The organism is Microbulbifer sp. A4B17, assembly GCF_003076275.1.
Taxonomy (GTDB): Bacteria; Pseudomonadota; Gammaproteobacteria; order Pseudomonadales; family Cellvibrionaceae; genus Microbulbifer.
In genome coordinates, this window is record NZ_CP029064.1 from 289,759 (window position 1) to 309,949 (window position 20,191).

At 56.0% G+C, this 20,191-nt stretch carries 18 protein-coding genes; 14 read left to right on the forward strand and 4 right to left on the reverse strand.

Annotation, left to right across the window (positions count from 1 at the left end; genetic code table 11):
- Positions 1-4 precede the first annotated feature (4 nt).
- Positions 5-799: a sulfurtransferase gene (locus tag BTJ40_RS01370; RefSeq protein ID WP_108731438.1), complete on the reverse strand. Its 795-nt coding sequence runs from the start codon at positions 797-799 to the stop codon at positions 5-7.
- A complete protein-coding gene (rsgA, locus tag BTJ40_RS01375; protein WP_108731439.1) occupies positions 796-1,836 on the reverse strand; it encodes a small ribosomal subunit biogenesis GTPase RsgA in 1,041 nt (346 codons plus the stop codon). The genes BTJ40_RS01370 and rsgA overlap by 4 nt, the downstream gene beginning before the upstream one ends.
- Before the next feature lie 86 nt (positions 1,837-1,922).
- Here rsgA and orn point away from each other — a divergent pair, with 86 nt between their 5' ends.
- On the forward strand, positions 1,923-2,462 hold the full coding sequence (gene orn / locus BTJ40_RS01380; RefSeq protein WP_108731440.1) for an oligoribonuclease: 540 nt from the start codon (positions 1,923-1,925) through the stop codon (positions 2,460-2,462).
- Positions 2,463-2,475: 13 nt separating this feature from the next.
- Here the strand turns inward: orn and queG are convergent, their stop codons facing one another.
- Positions 2,476-3,585 carry a tRNA epoxyqueuosine(34) reductase QueG gene (gene queG / locus BTJ40_RS01385; RefSeq protein WP_108731441.1) on the reverse strand — a complete coding sequence of 370 codons (1,110 nt, stop codon included), beginning with the start codon at positions 3,583-3,585 and terminating at the stop codon, positions 2,476-2,478.
- Positions 3,586-3,719: 134 nt separating this feature from the next.
- Here queG and BTJ40_RS01390 point away from each other — a divergent pair, with 134 nt between their 5' ends.
- The 13 genes from BTJ40_RS01390 to BTJ40_RS01450 all read left to right on the forward strand — a co-directional run bounded on the left by BTJ40_RS01390 (position 3,720) and on the right by BTJ40_RS01450 (position 19,148).
- On the forward strand, positions 3,720-5,201 hold the full coding sequence (locus BTJ40_RS01390) for an NAD(P)H-hydrate dehydratase (RefSeq protein ID WP_108731442.1): 1,482 nt from the start codon (positions 3,720-3,722) through the stop codon (positions 5,199-5,201).
- Complete coding sequence (gene tsaE / locus BTJ40_RS01395; RefSeq protein ID WP_108731443.1) at positions 5,201-5,695, forward strand: tRNA (adenosine(37)-N6)-threonylcarbamoyltransferase complex ATPase subunit type 1 TsaE; 495 nt, start codon at positions 5,201-5,203, stop codon at positions 5,693-5,695. Before BTJ40_RS01390 ends, tsaE begins: the two co-directional genes overlap by 1 nt.
- Before the next feature lie 55 nt (positions 5,696-5,750).
- A complete protein-coding gene (locus BTJ40_RS01400; protein ID WP_108731444.1) occupies positions 5,751-7,061 on the forward strand; it encodes an N-acetylmuramoyl-L-alanine amidase in 1,311 nt (436 codons plus the stop codon).
- A gap of 45 nt (positions 7,062-7,106) precedes the next feature.
- Positions 7,107-8,993 (forward strand): DNA mismatch repair endonuclease MutL, encoded by a 1,887-nt coding sequence (gene mutL / locus BTJ40_RS01405; RefSeq protein ID WP_108731445.1) that lies wholly within the window; start codon positions 7,107-7,109, stop codon positions 8,991-8,993.
- Between the two features lie 70 nt (positions 8,994-9,063).
- Positions 9,064-9,987, forward strand: coding sequence for a tRNA (adenosine(37)-N6)-dimethylallyltransferase MiaA (gene miaA / locus BTJ40_RS01410; RefSeq protein ID WP_238152197.1), 924 nt, complete (start codon positions 9,064-9,066; stop codon positions 9,985-9,987).
- Between the two features lie 191 nt (positions 9,988-10,178).
- Positions 10,179-10,463 (forward strand): RNA chaperone Hfq, encoded by a 285-nt coding sequence (gene hfq / locus BTJ40_RS01415; protein ID WP_020413623.1) that lies wholly within the window; start codon positions 10,179-10,181, stop codon positions 10,461-10,463.
- Positions 10,464-10,594: 131 nt separating this feature from the next.
- Positions 10,595-11,905 carry a ribosome rescue GTPase HflX gene (hflX, locus tag BTJ40_RS01420; RefSeq protein ID WP_108731447.1) on the forward strand — a complete coding sequence of 437 codons (1,311 nt, stop codon included), beginning with the start codon at positions 10,595-10,597 and terminating at the stop codon, positions 11,903-11,905.
- A gap of 186 nt (positions 11,906-12,091) precedes the next feature.
- Positions 12,092-13,243: an FtsH protease activity modulator HflK gene (hflK, locus tag BTJ40_RS01425; protein ID WP_108731448.1), complete on the forward strand. Its 1,152-nt coding sequence runs from the start codon at positions 12,092-12,094 to the stop codon at positions 13,241-13,243.
- A gap of 11 nt (positions 13,244-13,254) precedes the next feature.
- Positions 13,255-14,127, forward strand: coding sequence for a protease modulator HflC (hflC, locus tag BTJ40_RS01430; protein ID WP_108731449.1), 873 nt, complete (start codon positions 13,255-13,257; stop codon positions 14,125-14,127).
- Positions 14,128-14,325: 198 nt separating this feature from the next.
- Entirely contained in the window at positions 14,326-15,519 is a 1,194-nt protein-coding gene (locus BTJ40_RS01435; protein WP_108731450.1) for an ATP phosphoribosyltransferase regulatory subunit, read from the forward strand.
- A gap of 112 nt (positions 15,520-15,631) precedes the next feature.
- On the forward strand, positions 15,632-16,954 hold the full coding sequence (locus BTJ40_RS01440; RefSeq protein WP_108731451.1) for an adenylosuccinate synthase: 1,323 nt from the start codon (positions 15,632-15,634) through the stop codon (positions 16,952-16,954).
- Positions 16,955-17,095: 141 nt separating this feature from the next.
- Positions 17,096-17,749, forward strand: coding sequence for a hemolysin III family protein (locus tag BTJ40_RS01445; RefSeq protein WP_108731452.1), 654 nt, complete (start codon positions 17,096-17,098; stop codon positions 17,747-17,749).
- Positions 17,750-17,927: 178 nt separating this feature from the next.
- A complete protein-coding gene (locus BTJ40_RS01450; protein ID WP_108731453.1) occupies positions 17,928-19,148 on the forward strand; it encodes a lytic murein transglycosylase in 1,221 nt (406 codons plus the stop codon).
- Between the two features lies 1 nt (position 19,149).
- Here BTJ40_RS01450 and BTJ40_RS01455 read toward each other — a convergent pair whose 3' ends face one another.
- Entirely contained in the window at positions 19,150-20,172 is a 1,023-nt protein-coding gene (locus BTJ40_RS01455) for a succinylglutamate desuccinylase/aspartoacylase family protein (RefSeq protein WP_108731454.1), read from the reverse strand.
- Positions 20,173-20,191 lie beyond the last annotated feature (19 nt).

Sequence of the window (20,191 nt, forward strand, 5' to 3'; positions counted from 1 at the left end):
GTATCTACTGCTGTACCGGAGTATTGGGCAAATTGCCCCACTCACTCCAGGAGCCTGGATAAGCGCGAATATCAAATCCCAGGGACTTGCCCACTAACCAGGTAAAAGCGGAGCGGTGATGGCTTTGGCAGTGGGTGACAATCTTGTGTGAGCTATCAATTCCCTGTGCAGCGAGGAATTCGCGGGCATCCGATCTAATGCGCAGATCTTTTTGCGGATCCATCAATTGAGTCCACTCGCAATTGATTGCTCCCGGGATATGACCGCCCTTCATGGCCAGGACCCGCTCACCGCGATATTCCTGGGGTGAACGAGCATCCCAAACAAGGAATTCATCATTGCCCAGTTGATCCTGGATTTGTTGGGCGTCCATCGCAGCTGTGCTGTTGACGGTGATTTGAATATCACTCGGCTCGATATCCGGTGCCTCGGTAGTGAGAGGAAGGCCGGCGCCTCGCCAGGCCAACATGCCACCATTCAAGTAGCTGTAATTGCGGTGGCCTATCATTTCCAAGGTCCACAAAAAGCGCCCAGCCCAACCGCCGCCTTCGTCGTCACAGGCGACCACATGTTGTTCCGGCTTCAAGCCAATAGCTTGAAAAATCTGGGTCAGCTGTTCGATACCGGGAAGTTTGCCCGGTGCGGGCGCGGTGCCAGCCATCAGCGCCTGGAACGGCAGATGAATAGCCCCTGGAATATGGCCGTTGAGGTAATTGTGGGGTGAGCTGAGGTCTACAATCAGCAGTTCTTCGCGCTCAAGCTGAGTCGCGAGTTCTTCCGCTTCGATGATCAGTTTCAAAACTTGTTCTCCGATTCCAGGCTGTTGCGCAAATGCAGAAAACTATTCATGCGGCGCTCGCTAATTTTTCCATCGGTCAGAGCCTCCTGGATAGCGCAACCGGGTTCGCCCTGGTGGCGGCAGTCGCGAAAGCGGCAGTGTCCTATAAATGGTCGGAATTCGACAAAACCTTCCAATAGGGCGGCCTCCTCCATATGCCAGAGTCCAAATTCGCGAATCCCGGGGGAGTCTATCAGATCACCCCCACTGGGCAGGTGAAACAGTTCCGCCGCTGTAGTGGTGTGAGTCCCCTTCTGTGTGGCCTCTGACAAGGCACCGGTGCGGGCGCCGGCACTGGGAAGCAGTGCGTTGACCAGGGATGACTTGCCCACCCCGGACTGCCCTACAAAAACGCTACATCCTTGCGCAAGGGTTTCCAGCAGCTCCGGCAGGCCCTCGCCAGTTTTGGTGGATAACCGTAAGACCGGATAGCCGAGCTCCGGGTAGGGGGCGAGTAGCTCCTCTAGTGAATCGCGATTGCGCTCATTAATCAGGTCGGTTTTGTTGAGCAGCAGCATGGGTGCTATGCCGGTGGTCTCTGCGGCTACCAGGTAGCGGTCGATGGCATTGGCAAAGGGTTCGGGGTAAGGGGCGATAACGATCAATATGCGATCGATATTGGCTGCGACAGTTTTCAGGTCGCCGTAGCGATCGGGTCTTTGCAGCTCGGAATTGCGCGGCAGGCGCGCGCCGATAACACCAATGCCTCCGTCGCTATCTTCACTGGCAGGGTGCCAGGCAACGCGATCGCCGGTCACCAGGGTTTCGATATTGGCGCGCAAATGGCAGCGCTGGCGCAGGCTCGGATCACTCTCGCTCTCCACTAAAACCTGTGTGCCATAGTTGGCGATAACCAGGCCAATCTGTTCCTGCCCCAGTTGCCCCTCTTCCAGGGCCTCTTCGGCAGATTGCTCGCGCTTGCGGGCGCGGGCTTCGCGTTCCTGCTGGATTTTGTTGATACGCCACTGTTGGCGGCGATTTAATTTGCGTTTACTCATGCACTAGCACCTGGAGACTAGCGGCGGATTATAGCTATTGCAGGGTAGTTGCGGTAACTTGCGCGGAAAGTTTGAGGAGACCCGTTGTGGATCAGAATAACCTGATCTGGATTGACCTGGAGATGACAGGCCTGAATCCGGACAAAGAGCGCATTATTGAAATTGCCACAATCGTGACGGATTCACGCCTGGAGATTCTCGCCGAGGGTCCCTCAATGGTCATCCACCAGAGCGATGCATTGCTAGATGCAATGGATGAATGGAATACCGAACAGCACGGTGGTTCCGGGCTGGTAACGCGGGTTAAAGAGTCCAGTATTTCCGAAAGGGACGCGGAAAGGGAGACCCTGGAGTTCTTGCGACAGTGGGTCCCTGAGGGAGCATCTCCCATGTGTGGCAACTCTATCGGCCAGGACCGCCGCTTCCTGGTGAAATATATGCCGGAGTTGGAATCCTATTTCCACTACCGCAATCTGGATGTCAGCTCGGTGAAGGAATTGGCTCGTCGCTGGCGCCCAGAGGTTTTGGATGGAGTTAAAAAACACAGCAGCCATTTGGCGCTCGACGATATCCGTGATTCTATTGAGGAATTGCGCCACTACCGCGAGACTTTTTTCCGCCTCTGACCCCCACTCCCGATTAGCCAGCGGGCTTGCGTTTGATTTTACGCTTGCGCCTGCGCCCGCTGCGCAACCGCTCCAGCGCCCAATCGATATGCTCCAGAACCAGGGGCGTGGCGTTGGCGCGCGCACTCTCCAGGGTATTGATGACTTCGGGCGTGGTCTCCCCATTGCCTATGGCAACAGCCAGGTTGCGCAGCCAGCGCTCGTGGCCGATTCGGCGAATCGCCGAACCCTCAGTCTTGCGCAGGAACTCCTCTTCGCTCCAGGTAAACAATTTCAGCAGCTCACCATTGTCCAGTTCGTGTCGGGGATGAAAATCTTTTTCCTTGGTGGGCTTGGCGAATTTATTCCAAGGGCACACTATTTGGCAGTCGTCGCAGCCGTATATTCGGTTGCCGATGGGCTCGCGAAATTCCTCAGGGATTGGGCCTTTGTTTTCAATAGTGAGGTAGGAGATACAGCGCCGCGCATCCAGGGTGCGGTCATCGATAAAGGCATCAGTGGGGCAAACCCTGAGGCAGGCGACACAGTCGCCACACTGATCATGTTCCTCGCTGATATCTATGGGGAGCGGCAAGTTGGTGTAGATTTCGCCGAGGAAAAAGTAAGAGCCGGCAGTCGAATTCAGTACCAGCGTATTTTTACCAATCCAGCCCAGGCCGGCCTTGGCTGCCAGGGCCTTCTCCATCACCGGGGCGCTGTCGGTAAAAGCCCGACCTTTCGATTCAATGCCCCGCTCGGCGCAATAGGTATCAATTTGCTTTGACAGGTTGGCCAGGCGTTTTCGGATCAGCTTGTGGTAATCGCGGCCATTCGCGTAGCGGGATACATAGGCCTTACTCGAATCCTTCAACACTTTAATCGGCTGGGTGTCCGGCGGCAGGTAGTCCAGACGCACGCTGATTACCCGCAGTGTTCCCGGCTCCAGTAATTCGGGGCGCCAGCGTTTCTCACCGTGAGCGCCCATCCAGTCCATGTCAGCGTGATAGCCCGCATCAATCCAGGCGCGCAGGCGTTCCCCTTCCTCCTCCAGCTGGCAATCGGTAATACCCACTTGTTGGAAGCCCAGTTCTCTGCCCCAAATTTTGATCTGTTGGGCTAAGTCGGCGAGCAGTGATTCGGTCATAGATAAAGCGGCTCGATATTCCCTGCAAGCACAATGCCTGGCCGGGGCGGTATACTTTACGGTTGGCGCAAACGATGGCGATGTAATTGCCTATTTTGCCACAGATGAATTCTTGACCACATCGCGGGAGCTGCATGGACACGCCTCAACCTCTATACAGTGCCGAGTCGGTACGTGAGCTGGATCGACAGACGATTGCTGCACTGGAAATCCCCTCCATTCAACTGATGAAGCGCGCCGGTCGCGCGGCTTTTTCACATCTACGCAGGCACTGGCCGGAGATCGGCCGCCTCCAGGTTTTCTGCGGTGGTGGGAACAACGGTGGGGATGGCTATGTGATTGCCGCCCTCGCCGCGCAAAAGAAAATCCCGGTCACCGTCTATGCGTGTACCGATCCTCAGCACCTGAGTGGCGATGCCCGGGAGGCCTATGAGTACGCCTGCCGGGAAGGTGTCCAGGTGGTGAACTCTCTCGCAGAACTGGATACGGCGGATGCCAATACACTGATTGTGGATGCATTGCTGGGAACAGGCTTTAGCGGTGAGCTGCGCTCCGGCGTGGCGCATGCGGTTGAGCGAATCCGCAAAAGCCCCGGCCCGGTGTTGGCTGTGGATATCCCCTCCGGTCTGAGTGCCGATACCGGCAGTGCCGGCGAGGCGGTCAGTGCCGATATGACGGTGACTTTTATCGGCCGCAAAATGGGGCTCTACTGCGGTCGCGGCCCGGCGCTCTGCGGAGAGGTAATTTTCGAAGACTTGGGGGCACCTGAGGCTGCCTACCGGGCAGTTGAGCCTTTGGCTATGCGTTACGAGGCTGATGCCATCCGTCGCCTGCCAGCGCGTGCCGCCGATAGCTTTAAAAACCAGTTTGGCCATATTTTGGTTGTCGGCGGTGATACCGGATTTGGCGGTGCTGCATTGATGGCTGCGCAATCCACAGCGCGCTGTGGAGCCGGGCTGATTTCCCTGGCGACCCGCCCTGAGCATTTGTCCGCAGCGTTAACTCGCAGTCCAGAAGTGATGGCCCATCCGGTGATTTCCGGGCAGGAGCTGGAACCGCTGCTCGAAGGCCCCAGCGTAATTGCAGTGGGCCCCGGTTTGGGACGCTCCCCCTGGAGTGAGCAGCTGCTGGCGCGAGCCGGCCGAGCTGAGGCGCCCTTGGTCGTAGATGCCGATGCATTGAATATTCTCGCCGAGGGCCGGGTTCTGGCCGGGGTCCGGCGGGATGACTGGGTGTTGACCCCACATGTGGGGGAGGCCGCCCGCCTCCTGGGTTGTGATACCGCCGAGGTGCTCGCCGATCCTCGCGCCGCTGCTATTGCAGTTCAGCAAAAATTCAGTGGAGTAGTGATATTAAAAGGCGCCGGTACCCTGATTGCACATGATGGTGGTGTTGACCTTATCAACAGCGGTAACCCGGGTATGGCTTCCGGTGGTATGGGAGACCTCCTCACCGGTATTGTTGCAGCATTGATTGGCCAGCACTTGCCGCTGGTGGAGGCTGCCCGACTGGCGGTGTGGTTACACGGAGAGGCGGGTAATCGCGCTGCCGAAGAGGGTATGCGGGGATTACTCGCTACGGATTTATTGCCCTGGATTAGACGTTTGGTAGATTGATGGCGAGTGAATTGAAATTACATTTGGCCGATGAAGCAGCCACCGTATCCGGCGGCAGCTCGCTCGGGCAGGCCTGTCTCGCGGCGGGCCTGCAACAGGGACTGACGCTGTATTTAAATGGTCAGCTGGGCGCGGGAAAGACAACTTTTTGTCGGGGGGTACTGAGGGCCTTTGGGCACGAGGGTGCGGTAAAGAGCCCCACCTACACCCTGGTGGAACCTTACGAACTTGAGGCTCACCGGGTTTACCACTTCGATCTTTATCGTCTGGGTGACCCGGAAGAGTTGGAGTTTATGGGGGTGCGGGATTATTTCTCTGCGCAGAGCTTGAGCCTTGTAGAGTGGCCCGAGCGGGGTGAGGGCATATTGCCGGCTCCAGACTTGGAAGTTGAGTTGGAAGTACCGGAAAGTGGCCGCCAGCTCAGGTTAATTGCGCACTCGCCCCAGGGTGAGCGCGTAATAGACCTGCTGCAAAAGCTGCTGCGAGCATCCTGAAAACGCCTGAACACAGGGAAATACTGATACCAATAAGCAAAGGGGCTGGGAAGTAATGAGTTTTATGTGGCGGTCTCTGTTAGTTGTCGCGCTGTGGCTGGCAGTTTTCCTGCCAGCTTCTGCGACGCAAGTGGAAGGTGTGCGCGTCTGGCGAGCACCCGACCATACGCGTCTGGTTTTTGATTTGAGCGGCCCGGCAGAGCACAAGTTATTCACCCTCAAGAGTCCCCACCGGGTGGTTGTCGACCTCTCTGATACCGAGTTGAAGGCCGAGCTGGACAAGTTGGACCTGGATAAGACGCCGATCGCGCGGGTGCGCCACGCCCGTCAGAATAAAAAAGATCTACGGGTTGTATTGGACCTAAAGCAGCAGGCCAATCCGCGCAGCTTTGCTTTGCGGCGCCATGAAAACCTGCCGGATCGATTGGTGATCGACCTTTACGACGAGGTTAAAGGCAGCGAAAAGACGCTGGAGCAGGTCAGTAGTGAACGCAATATCATTGTCGCTATTGATGCAGGGCACGGCGGGGAAGACCCTGGGGCTTCCGGTCCCGGCCGCTTGCGGGAAAAGGATGTGGTGCTGGCGATTGCCAAACAGCTGCACAAAAAGATAAACGGTGAGAAGGGCTTTACCGCCAAACTGGTGCGCACAGGGGATTACTATATTCCTTTGCGGGAACGGGTAAAAATTGGGCGAAATATGCGTGCGGACCTTTTTGTGTCGATCCACGCCGATGCCTTTACCCGTAAAGATGCCCGTGGCGCTGGGGTCTACGCGGTCTCCTCCCGGGGTGCAACCAGTGAAACCGCCCGCTTTTTGGCCGCGCGGGAAAACGAGTCCGATCTTATCGGTGGCGCCGGCAGTTTGAGCTTGGGTGATAAGGATGACACCCTTGCCGGCGTATTGCTCGACCTCTCCATGACTGCCACCATGAATGCCAGCCTGGATATCGGCGCCAGTGTGCTGTCACAGATTGGCACCGTCACTCACCTGCATAAAAAACAGGTGGAGCAGGCCAATTTCTCGGTGCTGCGTTCGCCGGATGTGCCTTCAATTTTGGTGGAGACGGGTTTTATTACCAATCCCCAGGAAGCGAAACGCCTGCGCGATCCCAGTTTCCAGCGCAAGCTGGCGCAAAAGCTCAGTGACGGTATAGTGGCGCACTTTAAGAGTCGCCCCCCGGCGGATACCTGGCTCGCCGCCAACCAGAGCGATAAGTCTCGCAACCACGTTATTGCCCGCGGGGAGACCCTTTCGGGTATCGCGGCGCGATATAATATCTCCGTCGCCGCTTTGATGAGAGCGAATGGCATCAAGAACTCCGTGATTCGAGTGGGGCAGACCCTGAGCATTCCTTCCGGCTGAGACCTCAGTGTCGAGCGGTCCTTGCAGCATTAACAGGCCAGATTCATGCACGATAAAATCCAGCAACTCTCCCCCCGCCTCGCCAACCAGATTGCCGCCGGTGAGGTAGTTGAGCGCCCGGCATCAGTAATCAAGGAGTTGCTGGAAAACAGCCTGGATGCGGGCGCTACACGGCTAGAGGTCGATGTGGAAGGCGGTGGTAGCAAGCGCATGAAAGTGCGCGATAACGGCAAGGGTATAGAGCGGGAAGACCTGCCAATGGCCCTGGCCCGCCATGCGACTTCCAAGATTCACGCTTTGGAAGATCTGGAGGCGGTGGCCACCCTGGGCTTTCGCGGCGAGGCCCTCGCCAGTATTTCCTCGGTGGCGCGTCTGGCATTGACCAGCAGCCGCGATGAAAGTGGCAAGGGGTGGCAGGTAAGTGCGGAGGGCCGCGACATGCAGGCGCAGCTCGCGCCCTCGGCTCACCCCCGTGGCACCACGGTGGATGTGCGCGACCTGTTCTTCAATACGCCCGCTCGGCGGAAATTCCTGCGCACAGAAAAAACAGAATTCAATCGCATTGATGAGACGATTAAGCGCTTGGCGCTGTCCCGATTTGATGTCTCTATCAGCCTGCGCCACAACGGCAAGGGTGTGCATAATCTGCGCGCGGGCACCGGGCGGGTGGAAATGGAGCGCCGTGTCGCCCAGGTGTGTGGGCCGGCGTTTATGCAGAATGCGCTGCATATCGATGTAGAGCGCAGCGGCCTGCGCTTGTGGGGGTGGGTTGCGGAACCTGCATTCTCGCGCTCCCAGGCCGACTTACAATTCTTTTACGTCAATGGTCGTGCTATTCGCGACAAGGTGGTCAGCCACGCGGTGCGCCGGGCGTTCGCCGATGTTTTGTACCACGGTCGCCATCCGGCATTTGTACTTTACCTGGAGCTGGACCCGGCTTCCGTCGATGTGAATGTGCACCCGACCAAACACGAAGTGCGTTTTCGCGATAGTCGCCTGGTGCATGACTTCCTGTTTGGCAGTTTGCACCGGGCCCTGGCGGATGTGCGTCCGGGGCAGAAAGAGGAAACAGAAAGCGAGCCGGAGCAGGAGCGCCAGGAACAGGTCACGGGTTTACAGGCCGGTGAATTTGCCGGGCAGCATAAAATGCCACTCAGCAATCGCCCCTCGCCCTCAAATCTGCGCGAGCAGATGAACGCTTACGGCGCTCTGCACCAACCGTATCAGGACTCATCTCCGGCGACACAACAGCCGCAGGATGCCCCTACCAGCAGGCCAGTGCCTGTGCCCCAAGCATCTTCCGGGACGACCATAGGGGCCGGTGCGGGCACTGAAAGCGAATCAGAAGTGCCGCCGCTGGGCTTTGCCCTGGCGCAGCTGCACGGGATCTATATTCTCGCGCAAAACGAGCACGGGATGGTTGTTGTTGATATGCACGCTGCCCATGAACGCATTGTCTATGAGCAGATGAAAGTGGCTTATGCGGCCGGTGGAATCCAGGCTCAGCCCCTTCTGGTTCCTGTAAGCCTGGCCGTCAGCCAGCGGGAAGCGGACTGCTTCGAGGAGCGCAGCGAGGTGTTTACCGCGCTTGGTTTCGTATTGCAGCGGGCCGGTCCGGAGACCTTACTGGTGCGCCAGGTACCCACAATGCTGCACGGCGCGGAAGTGGAACAGCTGGTGCGCGATGTACTCTCGGACCTGCTCGGCGAAGGCGACAGCGCCCGTATTGGTGAGCGTATCAACGAAGTGCTGGGGACAATGGCTTGCCATGGCTCTGTTCGCGCCAACCGACGTCTGACCATTCCGGAAATGAATGCTCTGTTGCGGGATATGGAGCGCACGGAGCGCAGTGGTCAGTGCAACCACGGTCGTCCGACCTGGACTCAGGTTAAACTGGCAGATATGGATAAGTGGTTTATGCGCGGCCAATAGTTACGCGGCAGAAGTGGGTGGTAAGTTGAATAACAGTTCGCCGGGTGATAAGCCCCGTGTAATCTTCCTGATGGGTCCAACGGCCTCCGGCAAAACGGATCTGGCCATGGCGCTCGCCGATCGTTTGCCCGTGGAGTTAATCAGTGTTGATTCCGCGCTCGTATATCGAGGCCTTGATATCGGCTCGGCCAAACCCTCAGTAGAAGAGCTAATTGCATACCCTCACCGCTTGATCGATATCTGTGACCCTTCTGAGTCTTATTCGGCAGGTCGTTTCCGCAAAGATGCGCTGAAAGCTATGGCAGAAATTACCGCTGCTGGTAAAGTGCCATTACTGGTTGGCGGAACTATGTTGTATTTCCGCGCTCTGTTGGAAGGCATGGCAAAATTGCCTGAGGCAGACGCAGCGGTGAGAGCAGAAATTGAAGCTCGCGCAGAGCGTGAAGGGTGGCCTGCATTGCATGCGGAGCTGGCCCAGGTGGATCCGCAGTTGGCAGCAGAGCTACATCCCAACCATTCGGTGCGTATCGAAAGGGGGCTGGAAGTTTACCGCCTCACAGGTGTTCCGCTTTCGCAGTTGCGTCGCGAGCAGGAAGCTGGGGGAATACAGGAGCAGTACCAGGTGTGTCAGATGGCCATTATGCCCCGCGATCGATCCCTGCTTCACCAGCGTATAGAACTGCGTTTTCGCAAGATGCTCGCAGCGGGCTTTATTGATGAAGTCCAGGGCCTGCTGGACCGGGGAGACCTGCACGAGGACTTACCGGCAATTCGCGCGGTGGGATATCGGCAAGTTTGGCAACACTTGCAAGGCCAAACCGATTACGATGATATGGTAGCCGCTGGAATTGCGGCGACGAGGCAGCTTGCCAAGCGCCAGTTAACCTGGCTGCGGCGCTGGCCAGACCTGCTAACTTTGTACACTCAGGATGAGCAAGGTGGGGTGCGTGAGAATGACGAAATATTGGCAGAAGCCTTGAAATTTCTCGCTTAAGCATCCATAACGTGGTTGGGCTATTAAACGACAAGCCCGTTCAGTCAGTTTTCACAGAGTCCGGCCTTTTCCGGCTCGCTACTACACTACTTATACGCGTATTCAACCTCAGTCGTTTTTTGATCCGCGCTCTTCGCGGGTGCGATTGCGGCCTGCATACCGCATTCAGCTTTTTGACAAGGAGAAAAAAGATGTCAAAAGGGCACAGCTTACAAGACCCTTACCTCAACGTATTGCGCAAAGAGCGTATTCCGGTTTCTATCTATCTGGTAAACGGCATCAAGCTCCAAGGGCAAATTGAATCCTTCGACCAGTTCGTGGTGTTACTCAAAAATACTGTGAGCCAAATGGTGTATAAGCACGCCATTTCTACGGTTGTTCCGTCGCGTGCAGTGCGCGTACCGCTATTGAATCCCGCAGCCCAGCACGGCGGCGAGGGTAATGGTGAAGGCGGTGAGCGCGAATCCTTTAGCTAAAAGATCCGTATCAATTTCACCTGCACCCCGTTTTGTCGGGGCGCCAGCAACTCGGTGAGCCCCTTGCAGGGCTTGCCGGTTGTTACCTCAGTCAGGGCTTATCGCGCCCTTTTCGCAATAGAGAATTCCCATTGTTTTTCGATCGACCGGAATCCGGTGAGCTTGCAGTACTGGTACACCTAGAACTCTCCGCCATCGACAGTCCCGACGACCCTCGTGAATTTGAGGAGTTGGCCCTATCTGCCGGAGCAGATCCTGTCAGTTTTATTTTCGGCCAGCGCGCCACTCCAGACCCAAAGACCTTTGTTGGCCGAGGTAAATTGGAGGAGATTCGCCAGGTGGTCAAAGATCAGGAAGCCGCCCTGGTTATCTTTGATCACACCCTGTCTCCAAGTCAGGAGCGCAATATTGAGCGCGAATTAAAGTGCCGAGTGCTGGATCGCACAGGACTTATTCTGGATATTTTTGCCCAGCGTGCGCGAACTCACGAGGGTAAGCTTCAGGTGGAGTTGGCCCAGCTCCGCCATATGGCAACGCGGCTGGTGCGAGGCTGGACCCACCTGGAGAGGCAAAAGGGTGGTATCGGCCTGCGTGGACCCGGTGAAACCCAGTTGGAGACAGACCGGCGATTGCTGCGCGCACGCATAGATTCCATCGAGAAGCGATTGGAAAAGGTACGCCGCCAGCGGGAACAGGGGCGCCGCGCGCGTTCCCGGGCAGAAATGGCCACAGTATCTCTGGTTGGCTACACCAATGCGGGCAAGTCGACCCTGTTCAATCGACTGACCGATGCAGAGGTCTATGTCAGGGACCAATTGTTTGCCACCCTCGACCCGACCATGCGCAGGGTTGAATTACCTAATGTTGGCGCCATGGTATTGGCTGATACTGTGGGATTTGTCTCCCACTTGCCGCACAAGCTGGTAGAGGCCTTCCGTGCAACACTAGAAGAGGCGGCTAGTGCGACGTTACTCCTGCATGTGGTCGATGCTGCGGCAGATGATAGATTACACCTGATGGAAGAGGTGCAAACGGTTCTGGAGGAGATTGATGCCTCGGAGCTGCCGCAACTGGTTGTATACAACAAGATTGATCTCCTGGCAGATTTTGAGCCGCGCGTAGACCGGGATGAGGAGGGCGTACCTCGGGCAGTTTGGCTCTCTGCGGCAACTGGAGCGGGCTGCGAGCTTTTGATCGAAGCTATTGCCGAGCGCCTGGGGGAGCAGATGGTGCGGGGGCAACTGGTGATAAAACCCCACCAGTCCCGACTGCGAGCACAGCTGTTTGAGATCAATGCGGTGCAGTCTGAGGTCTATCGGGATAACGGTGACTGCGAACTGCAAGTACTGTTGCCACGCAGTGATTTCCAGCGTTTGCTGGCGCCACATATCGCCGGCGATGATGCGCCGGAATGGCTACCGGAAGAACCAGTTGCCGAGTAACCGTTGTATAAATACTGACTTTTAAATTCAGGTCATATAGTCGCCTGTAGTCGAATTTACTTGGAGTTAGTCTCCGCAGACTGCCCACTTGCCTCAGGGCAGGCCCTGCCGGCGATATTTTGTCGGCAATGGATGCTAGAATCCGCCGAAGAGAAAGATTAAGTGATCATAGTTGGAGTAAGTTAAATGGCCTGGAATGAGCCGGGTGGTAACAACAAAGACCCCTGGGGTGGTGGCGGTAACCGCAATAACGGAGGCCCGCCCGATCTCGATGAACTACTGCGAAAAATTCAGCAGCGACTAAGTGGCCTTTTTGGCGGTGGCGGCAGTGGCCCAAGTGGCGACTCTGTCAAATTCCCTTGGGTGCTGGTTATTGGCCTGGCCGTATTGATCTACGGTGGACTGGGTATTTACCAGGTTAACGCTAATGAGCAGGCGGTTGTTTTGCGCCTGGGTAAATACCATTCCACGGAATCTGCCGGTCTACACTGGAACCCGCCGCTTATTGATACCGTGACCAAGGTCAATATGACCGAGGTGCGTACTGAGCGCACTACCGGCCAGATGCTGACTGAAGACGCGAATATTGTAGAGGTGGTGCTTACCGTACAGTGGCAGGTCGGAGATGCAGAATCTTTTGTACTGCGCGTTCGCGATCCGGTTAAGAGCCTGCAGGAAGCAACTGATAGCGCCCTTCGCCATGTAGTGGGCTCTCTCACCTTAAACGGTGTGATTTCCCAAAACCGGACTCAGGTATCCACTGATACTCAGCAGCGTCTGCAGGAATACCTGGACCTATACCAGACTGGTATTCGCATTGATGTGGTTAACTTGACTGATGCGAAGGCGCCACGTGAAGTGCAGGATGCGTTTGACGATGTAACCAAGGCCCGTGAGGACGAGGTGCGTCTACAAAATGAGGCCCAAGCCTACGCCAATGAAAAAATCCCCGTAGCCCGAGGTCAGGCACAGCGAATTATCGAAGAGGCTGAGGCATACAAGGCTCGCGTCGTCGAGAGTGCTCGAGGTGAAGCTGTGCGCTTCGAGAAACTGCTGACTGAGTACGAGCGTGCCCCGGAAGTTACCCGTGAGCGTCTCTACCTGGATGCGGTGCAGGATGTGATGTCCAGTACCTCCAAGGTGATGGTGGATGTCGAGGGTGGCAACAACATGATGTATCTGCCTTTAGATAAGTTGACGCAAGGGGGCGCAGGTGCGGTGCGAGCGGCCCAAAGCCAGGACACCTCGCCTGTAATGATTGAGGAAGTCTATCAGCGTATTGTTGAGCGCTTGCGCCAGGATGCCGCCAGCAACCGTCGCAGTCAGACTATTCGCTAGGAGGGGATGATATGAATAACAAAACACTGGGTATTATTGTTGTCATCCTGCTTGGCGTACTGGTCCTTTCTTCCAGCGCCTTTGTAGTAAAAGAGACTGAAAAAGCCGTGTTGCTGCGCTTCGGTGAGCTGGTGCGTACCTACACCGAGCCGGGTCTCTACTTCAAAATTCCTTTTGCGGAAAGGTTGCGCAAGTTTGACGCGCGTATTCAAACGGTGGATTCCAGCCCCGTGCGCATGCTCAACAGTGAAAACAAGTTCATGATGGTTGATTCATACGCGAAGTATCGAATCTCCGATGTGGATAAGTTTTACATTGCCACTCGCGGTGATGAGCGCAATGCGGTGCGTCTGCTGTCAGAGCAAATCAATGACCGCCTGCGTAACCAGTTTGGTGTGCGCGATCTGCACGAAGTGGTCAGTGGTGAGCGCGACGAGCTAATGTCTGAGATCACCAAAAACCTGAATCAGGTCGCTCAAAAGAACCTGGGTGTGGAAGTGATTGATGTACGGGTTAAGCGCATCGACCTGCCGCCAGAAGTTTCCGAGTCCGTTTTCCAGCGTATGCGCGCCGGTCGTGAGCTGGAAGCGCGGGATCACCGCGCGAAAGGTGAAGAGGCCAGTGAGCGTATCAAGGCCAACGCGGATCGCCAGAAGGTGGTGATTGAGTCCGAGGCCTACCGTCAGGCCGAAGAGCTGCGCGGTGCAGGTGATGCGGAGGCGGCGGCTATTTACGCTGCGGCCTACAGCAAGAACCCCGAGTTCTATCGTTTTACCCGCAGTCTGCAGGCTTACAAGGAGTCCTTCCGGAGTAAGTCGGATATGCTGCTGGTCGATCCGGATAGCGAATTCTTCCGCTACCTGAAAGACCCGAAGGGAGAGTAGGGCTTAGAATCGCCTACAGCACCGGCCACCCAGTGCTGCAGGCGTCGGGTTAGTTTTAATAACCCTACCTTCCTGTCAGCACTTGATGCTAAAATCACGCAAACCGGGCCCAGCCCGGTTTTTTTGTGGGAAGTGCTGCGGCTTATTTGTGGGAAGCGCTGTAGCACCGCAATTTCTTGCTGACGAATTCATTTCATCATGACTCAAGCCGATCGCTGGATGTTACCGGATGGCATTGCAGAAATTCTGCCTGCCGATGCCGTCCAATTGGAGACTCTGCGCCGCCAACTACTGGACCTCTACCATTGCTGGGGGTACGAGCTGGTGATACCGCCGATGTTGGAATTTACCGAGTCCCTTTTGATTGGGATGGGACATGATGTGGATCTGAGCACCTTTAAGGTCACCGACCAGATGTCTGGTCGCACCTTGGGAATACGTGCGGATATGACTCCGCAAACTGCTCGAATCGATGCCCATAGCTTCCCTCGCCGAGGCGCCAACCGCCTCTGCTATGCCGGGCAGGTGGTGTACACCAAGCCGCGAACCCCAATGGGCTCGCGTGCGCCGATACAGGTCGGTGCCGAACTGTTTGGTGTCGATAACCTCAGTGCAGATCTCGAGGTGATCTCACTGATGCTGCAAAGCCTGCAGGTTGCCGGTATCAGCCAGGTGCACCTGGACCTGGGTCACGTAGCTATATACCAAAGCCTGGTTGAAGCGGCGGGGCTCAATGATGAGCAACGCAGTGACCTGTCGGCGATGCTGCAGAGCAAAGCGACCGCAGATCTGTGTGAGTGGGTTGAAGAGAATGTCGTCGATCAGAAAGCTGCAGAGTGGCTGAAGGCCCTGCCGGGGCTGGTCGGTGATCGGGAATGCCTGGACAGAGCTCGCGAACTCTTTTCTGCGGCCCCTCAAAACCTGTTGGCGGCGGTCTCCGACCTGACGCAGGTAGCTGAGGCCCTGAGTGAGCGCTACCCAGAGGTAACGCTGTTTTTCGACTTGAGTGAAGTGCGTGGCTACGACTACGAGACGGGCCTGGTATTCGCCGCCTATACACCGGGTCATGGCCAAGCCTTAGCTAACGGTGGGCGCTACAACGGTATCGGTGCTGTGTTTGGGCGCGACCGCCCGGCAACGGGCTTCAGTAGTGACCTGGTGGCATTGAGTAACCTGGGTAGCGCCACTGTCGACGAGCGCGCTGCAATATTGGCACCAGATGTGTCTGGTTCCATGGGCGCTGAATTGTGGAAGGTGATTCACGATCTGCGGAGTCGCGGTGAAGTGGTTATCACTGCCCTCGCCAATGGCGCCGATAGTGAACTGGATTCCCGCTGTGACCGAGAGTTGGTTACAGAGGGCGATTCGTGGGTGGTTAAACCACGAGACTGATTTTTCGGGCGCAGTGGATGTGCCTATTATTCCGCGGGCCAGCCCGCAGACATCCATTTATGTGGGGCCCCGGCTCCTGCAGAGAAAAACCTGAGTTTAGAGATTTATACAGATGGGCAAGAACGTAGTAGTACTGGGTACCCAGTGGGGCGATGAAGGCAAGGGCAAAATTGTCGACTTGCTAACCGAACAGGTCTCGCTGGTAGTGCGTTTCCAGGGCGGTCACAATGCGGGCCACACCCTGGTAATCGATGGCGAAAAAACCGTACTGCACCTGATTCCCTCCGGCATCCTGCGCCCCAGCGTTACCTGCCTTATCGGCAATGGTGTGGTGCTCTCTCCCGAAGCGCTGCTGAAAGAGATGGCTGAGCTGGAAGAGCGCGGCGTACCCGTGCGCGAGCGACTGCGTCTGTCGCCGGCTTGCCCGCTGATTTTGCCCGTTCATGTTGCCCTCGACCAGGCTCGAGAAAAAGCACGTGGCGCCAAAGCAATCGGTACAACTGGTCGCGGCATTGGTCCCGCTTACGAAGATAAAGTAGCGCGCCGAGGCTTGCGTCTGGGTGATTTGTGTAACTGGGATAACTTCTGCAACCAGCTGAAAGAGCTGATTGATTACCACAACTTCGCCCTGACCGAGTACTACAAAGTTGATCCGGTCAGTTACGAAGATACCGTTGAGCAGGCCAAGATCTGGCGCGATCAACTGGTGCCGATGATCACCGACGTGGCGGATCATCTGCACAAAGCGCGCGAGAACGGTGAGCATATTCTGTTCGAAGGTGCCCAGGGCTCCCTTCTGGATATCGATCACGGTACCTATCCATTCGTGACTTCCTCCAACACTACTGCCGGCGGTACTGCCACTGGTTCCGGTTTTGGCCCCCTGTATCTGGATTATGTGCTGGGTATTACCAAGGCCTACACCACCCGTGTCGGTGGCGGTCCCTTCCCGACCGAACTGGATTGCGAAGTTGGTCGCCACCTGGGTGAAAAAGGTCACGAGTTCGGCGCTACGACTGGTCGGCAGCGCCGCACCGGTTGGTTTGATGCGGTTGCTGTGCGCCACGCGATCCGCATCAACAGTATCTCCGGTCTGTGTCTGACCAAGCTGGATGTTCTCGATGGTCTCGAGGAGGTGAAGGTTTGTGTAGGTTACCGCAACAGTGCCGGTGAAGAAGTGCCAGTACCCTTTGATGCCGCTGGCTGGGAAGGTGTTGAGCCGGTTTATGAGTCTATGCCCGGTTGGACTGAGAATACCTTCGGTGTACGTCGCGAAGCGGATCTGCCGGCCAATGCACGCGCCTATATCGCCCGCATCGAAGAGCTGGTGGGTGCTCCTGTAGATATTGTTTCTACTGGTCCTGATCGCAACGAAACTATTGTTCGTGAATCTTCCGCTCTTTGCGAAATGGGTATTCACAACGCCAGTGTTTAGGCCCTGACCGCCCGGTTGTGAATAGGCAGTCTGGTGATGGCCTTGCTATTTTAAGTGAGGCCTTTGATCATTAGACCTGTTCCAAGTTATTGGTCGTGCACTTTCCGCAGGCTTATGACCTGAATTTAACCGGGCTAATCTATGTCATCTTCCGTTTCCGTTGCCAGTCGTTACAGTTTTGCTGAAGAGATCGCCAACAGCGTGACACATGGCGTTGGGGCCCTTTTGGCAATTGCCGGTCTGGGTGTATTGACCGGATTTGCTGCCCTGCGCGGAGATGCATGGCATATCGTCAGCTCCAGCGTCTACGCCTCTACCCTGATACTCTGTTTTCTTGCGTCCACCCTGTACCACGCGGTCAGTCATATCGGCGCCAAAGCGATTCTGCGGACTCTGGACCATTCGTCAATCTTCCTTTTAATTGCGGGAACCTATACCCCCTTCACCCTGGTTACCTTGCGGGGCCCTTGGGGATGGTGGCTGTTCGGGATTATTTGGGGGCTTGCACTGGTCGGATTGATTATCCAGTTCACGCCCTTGAAGAAAATACGTGCTCTGTCGATCACTCTCAGCGCTTTGATGGGCTGGGTGGTCGTCGCTGCAATCAAGCCTTTGGCAGACAGCCTTGAGACTGGCGGCCTCTGGCTGCTGGTTCTGGGGGGACTCTGTTACACCGGCGGTATCGTTTTTTATCTCTGGCGCAGCCTGCGCTTCCATCATGCCATCTGGCACCTTTTTGTTTTAGCTGGCGGTATTTTGCATTTCTTTGCGGTGTTGTTTTACGTCATTCCCTAATCTTCCCTGTTTTGCGGCAGGGCTCACTCCCAAGGTGCGCAGCGCGAACTTCCCTCATGAGCCACTGTCCAGTCTAATAGCAGGTGGGAAGTTCAACGGTTACTGGCCGGTCCACCTTTCGGATAAGGGTGGCTCGTTCTACCCTTGAGCGAGCAAAAGTTGTCTCGAAGGTAATTCCATGCCCAGATTGCAATGGTTTCAATATCTATCCTGGCTCCTCGCTATCAGTGTGGTGCTCATGGTTTCCAACACTCATGCCCAAGAGAAAGCCGACCCGGCCTTTGAGCAGTGGGTAAAGGAATTCCGAAATACCGCGATTAAAAACGGTATCTCCGCGGAAGTTTACGATAGAGCCTTTGAGGGCATCACCTCTCCAGACCAGTGGGTTCTGGATCGCGCTGCTTACCAACCGGAGTTCAAGGCGCCGGTATGGCAGTACTTTGATAACCGGGTGCAGAAGAGAGCGATAGAGCGAGGCAAACAGGAGAAGGAGAAAATGAAGCCCTGGCTGGATAAGATCCAGAAGCGCTTCGGGGTGGACCCCAATATTCTCCTGGCGATCTGGTCGGTGGAATCCAGCTTTGGAGGGATTCTTGGCAATGACAAGGTGATGCGAAGTGTTATTCGCTCCCTGGCAACGCTGGCTTATGCGGACCCCCAGCGCAAGAAGTTTGGTCGTCAGCAGCTGCTGGCGGCACTGAAAATTTTGCAGGCCGGTGATATTGAGGGACAACATCTGTTGGGTTCCTGGGCCGGGGCCATGGGACATACCCAGTTTATCCCGACCAGTTATCAGGCTTATGCTGTAGATATTGATGGTGACGGTAAACGGGATATTTGGAACTCTGTCCCGGATGCACTGGCCACCGCCGCTAACCTGCTATCCAGTAACGGCTGGCAGCGGGGTAAGCCCTGGGGTTATGAAGTGAATATCCCCACCCGCAAAATGCCGGCAGGCAAGATGTCGGTGGCAGAGTGGGAGAAGCTGGGTGTGACGCGAGCCAATGGAGAGGCCTTTCCCAATAAAAAAGCTATCGCAGAGCTAAAGCTGCCAGATGGAAGAAATGGCCCTGCATTTTTAGTGTTCAAAAATTTCTTTGTCCTCAAGCGTTACAACAACTCCGATCGATATGCGATCGCCATCGGCCTGCTGGCAGACCGGATTGGCGGCGGTGCTCCTTTGGTAAATGACTGGAAACGCCCCTTTACTCCACTGGATAGTGTTCAGGTGGAAGAGCTACAGAAGTTGCTCAAACAAAAAGGGTTTTATACCGGCGAAATCGATGGAAAGGCCGGGCCTGGCACTCGTAAAGCGGTGAGTGAATTTGAAAAGCGCGCCGGCGTTGAAGTTCAAGGGTATCCGAGCAAAGAGGTCCTGGAACTTTTGAAGCAGCAATAGCTTAGAAGTTCTCATCCGGTAAGAGGGTGTCCTGGAGTAGCTCCAGGTTTTCGACAACGCCCTCGGGTTCGCGGAAGTAGGCGATGTGGTACATCGCCTCACCCTCCTGTACAAGGGGTATATTCTGTCGCCCAATAATTATTCCGTCTTCATTGCAGAACAGCTGGTCGAGTTCCTGGCCGTACGGGTCTGCAATTGTTGCCAGTAATTCCCCCCGGTAGACCTGATCCCCGAGCGCCTTAAGATGATTGGCGATACCACTATCCCCCGCGCGCAGCCAACCGCTTCGGCGAGCGACAAATGGCTCTATCACATTCGTTTTCCGGGTTTGCGGCAGCATCTCCAGGTGTTTCATCACGTTGATCACACCTTTAACACCCGCGCGGATACTGAGTTCGTCGAAACGGAGGGCTTCACCTGCCTCATAGAGCAACACTTTCACACCGAGATCTGCGGCCGCTTGGCGCAGGGACCCGTCACGAATAGAGGCGTTTAGCAGCACTGGAACACCAAAAGCCTTGGCGAGCTTGCGGGTTTGGGTATCGTCCAAGTTAGCGCGAATTTGCGGAAGGTTGCTGCGATGGACTGCGCCTGTGTGTAAATCAATGCCATAGTCACACTTGGTGACTATCTCTTTGAGAAAAACGTGGGCCATGCGCGCGGCGAGAGATCCCTTTGCCGATCCGGGAAATGAACGGTTTAGATCCCGTCGATCAGGCAGGTAACGTGTGTGTTGCAATACCCCGTAAACGTTAACCATTGGAACGGCAACCAGGGTCCCGCGTAGGGATTTTAGGCGGCCACTTTGGATAAGCCGGCTTATTACCTCAATACCGTTGAGTTCGTCACCGTGCAATGCAGCACAGACGAACATCCTGGGACCATCTTTTTTGCCCCGCTGCACATACACCGGAATCGCCATTTCTGTGCTTGTGTACAGCCTTACCACGGGCAGATCAATATGGCGGGACTCTCCCCTGGCAACATGGATCCCACCGATCTCAAAATCTGAGCGCTCTTCCATAACACTCACGGGCCGATAG

Coding starts and splice junctions, on each gene's coding strand:
- rsgA (WP_108731439.1), bottom strand. CDS start 1,836: ATGAGTAAACGCAAATTAAATCGCCGCCAACAGTGGCGTATCAACAAA.
- queG (WP_108731441.1), bottom strand. CDS start 3,585: ATGACCGAATCACTGCTCGCCGACTTAGCCCAACAGATCAAAATTTGG.
- BTJ40_RS01390 (WP_108731442.1), top strand. CDS start 3,720: ATGGACACGCCTCAACCTCTATACAGTGCCGAGTCGGTACGTGAGCTG.
- tsaE (WP_108731443.1), top strand. CDS start 5,201: ATGGCGAGTGAATTGAAATTACATTTGGCCGATGAAGCAGCCACCGTA.
- BTJ40_RS01400 (WP_108731444.1), top strand. CDS start 5,751: ATGAGTTTTATGTGGCGGTCTCTGTTAGTTGTCGCGCTGTGGCTGGCA.
- mutL (WP_108731445.1), top strand. CDS start 7,107: ATGCACGATAAAATCCAGCAACTCTCCCCCCGCCTCGCCAACCAGATT.
- miaA (WP_238152197.1), top strand. CDS start 9,064: ATGGGTCCAACGGCCTCCGGCAAAACGGATCTGGCCATGGCGCTCGCC.
- hfq (WP_020413623.1), top strand. CDS start 10,179: ATGTCAAAAGGGCACAGCTTACAAGACCCTTACCTCAACGTATTGCGC.
- hflK (WP_108731448.1), top strand. CDS start 12,092: ATGGCCTGGAATGAGCCGGGTGGTAACAACAAAGACCCCTGGGGTGGT.
- hflC (WP_108731449.1), top strand. CDS start 13,255: ATGAATAACAAAACACTGGGTATTATTGTTGTCATCCTGCTTGGCGTA.
- BTJ40_RS01435 (WP_108731450.1), top strand. CDS start 14,326: ATGACTCAAGCCGATCGCTGGATGTTACCGGATGGCATTGCAGAAATT.
- BTJ40_RS01440 (WP_108731451.1), top strand. CDS start 15,632: ATGGGCAAGAACGTAGTAGTACTGGGTACCCAGTGGGGCGATGAAGGC.
- BTJ40_RS01445 (WP_108731452.1), top strand. CDS start 17,096: ATGTCATCTTCCGTTTCCGTTGCCAGTCGTTACAGTTTTGCTGAAGAG.
- BTJ40_RS01450 (WP_108731453.1), top strand. CDS start 17,928: ATGCCCAGATTGCAATGGTTTCAATATCTATCCTGGCTCCTCGCTATC.
- BTJ40_RS01455 (WP_108731454.1), bottom strand. CDS start 20,172: ATGGAAGAGCGCTCAGATTTTGAGATCGGTGGGATCCATGTTGCCAGG.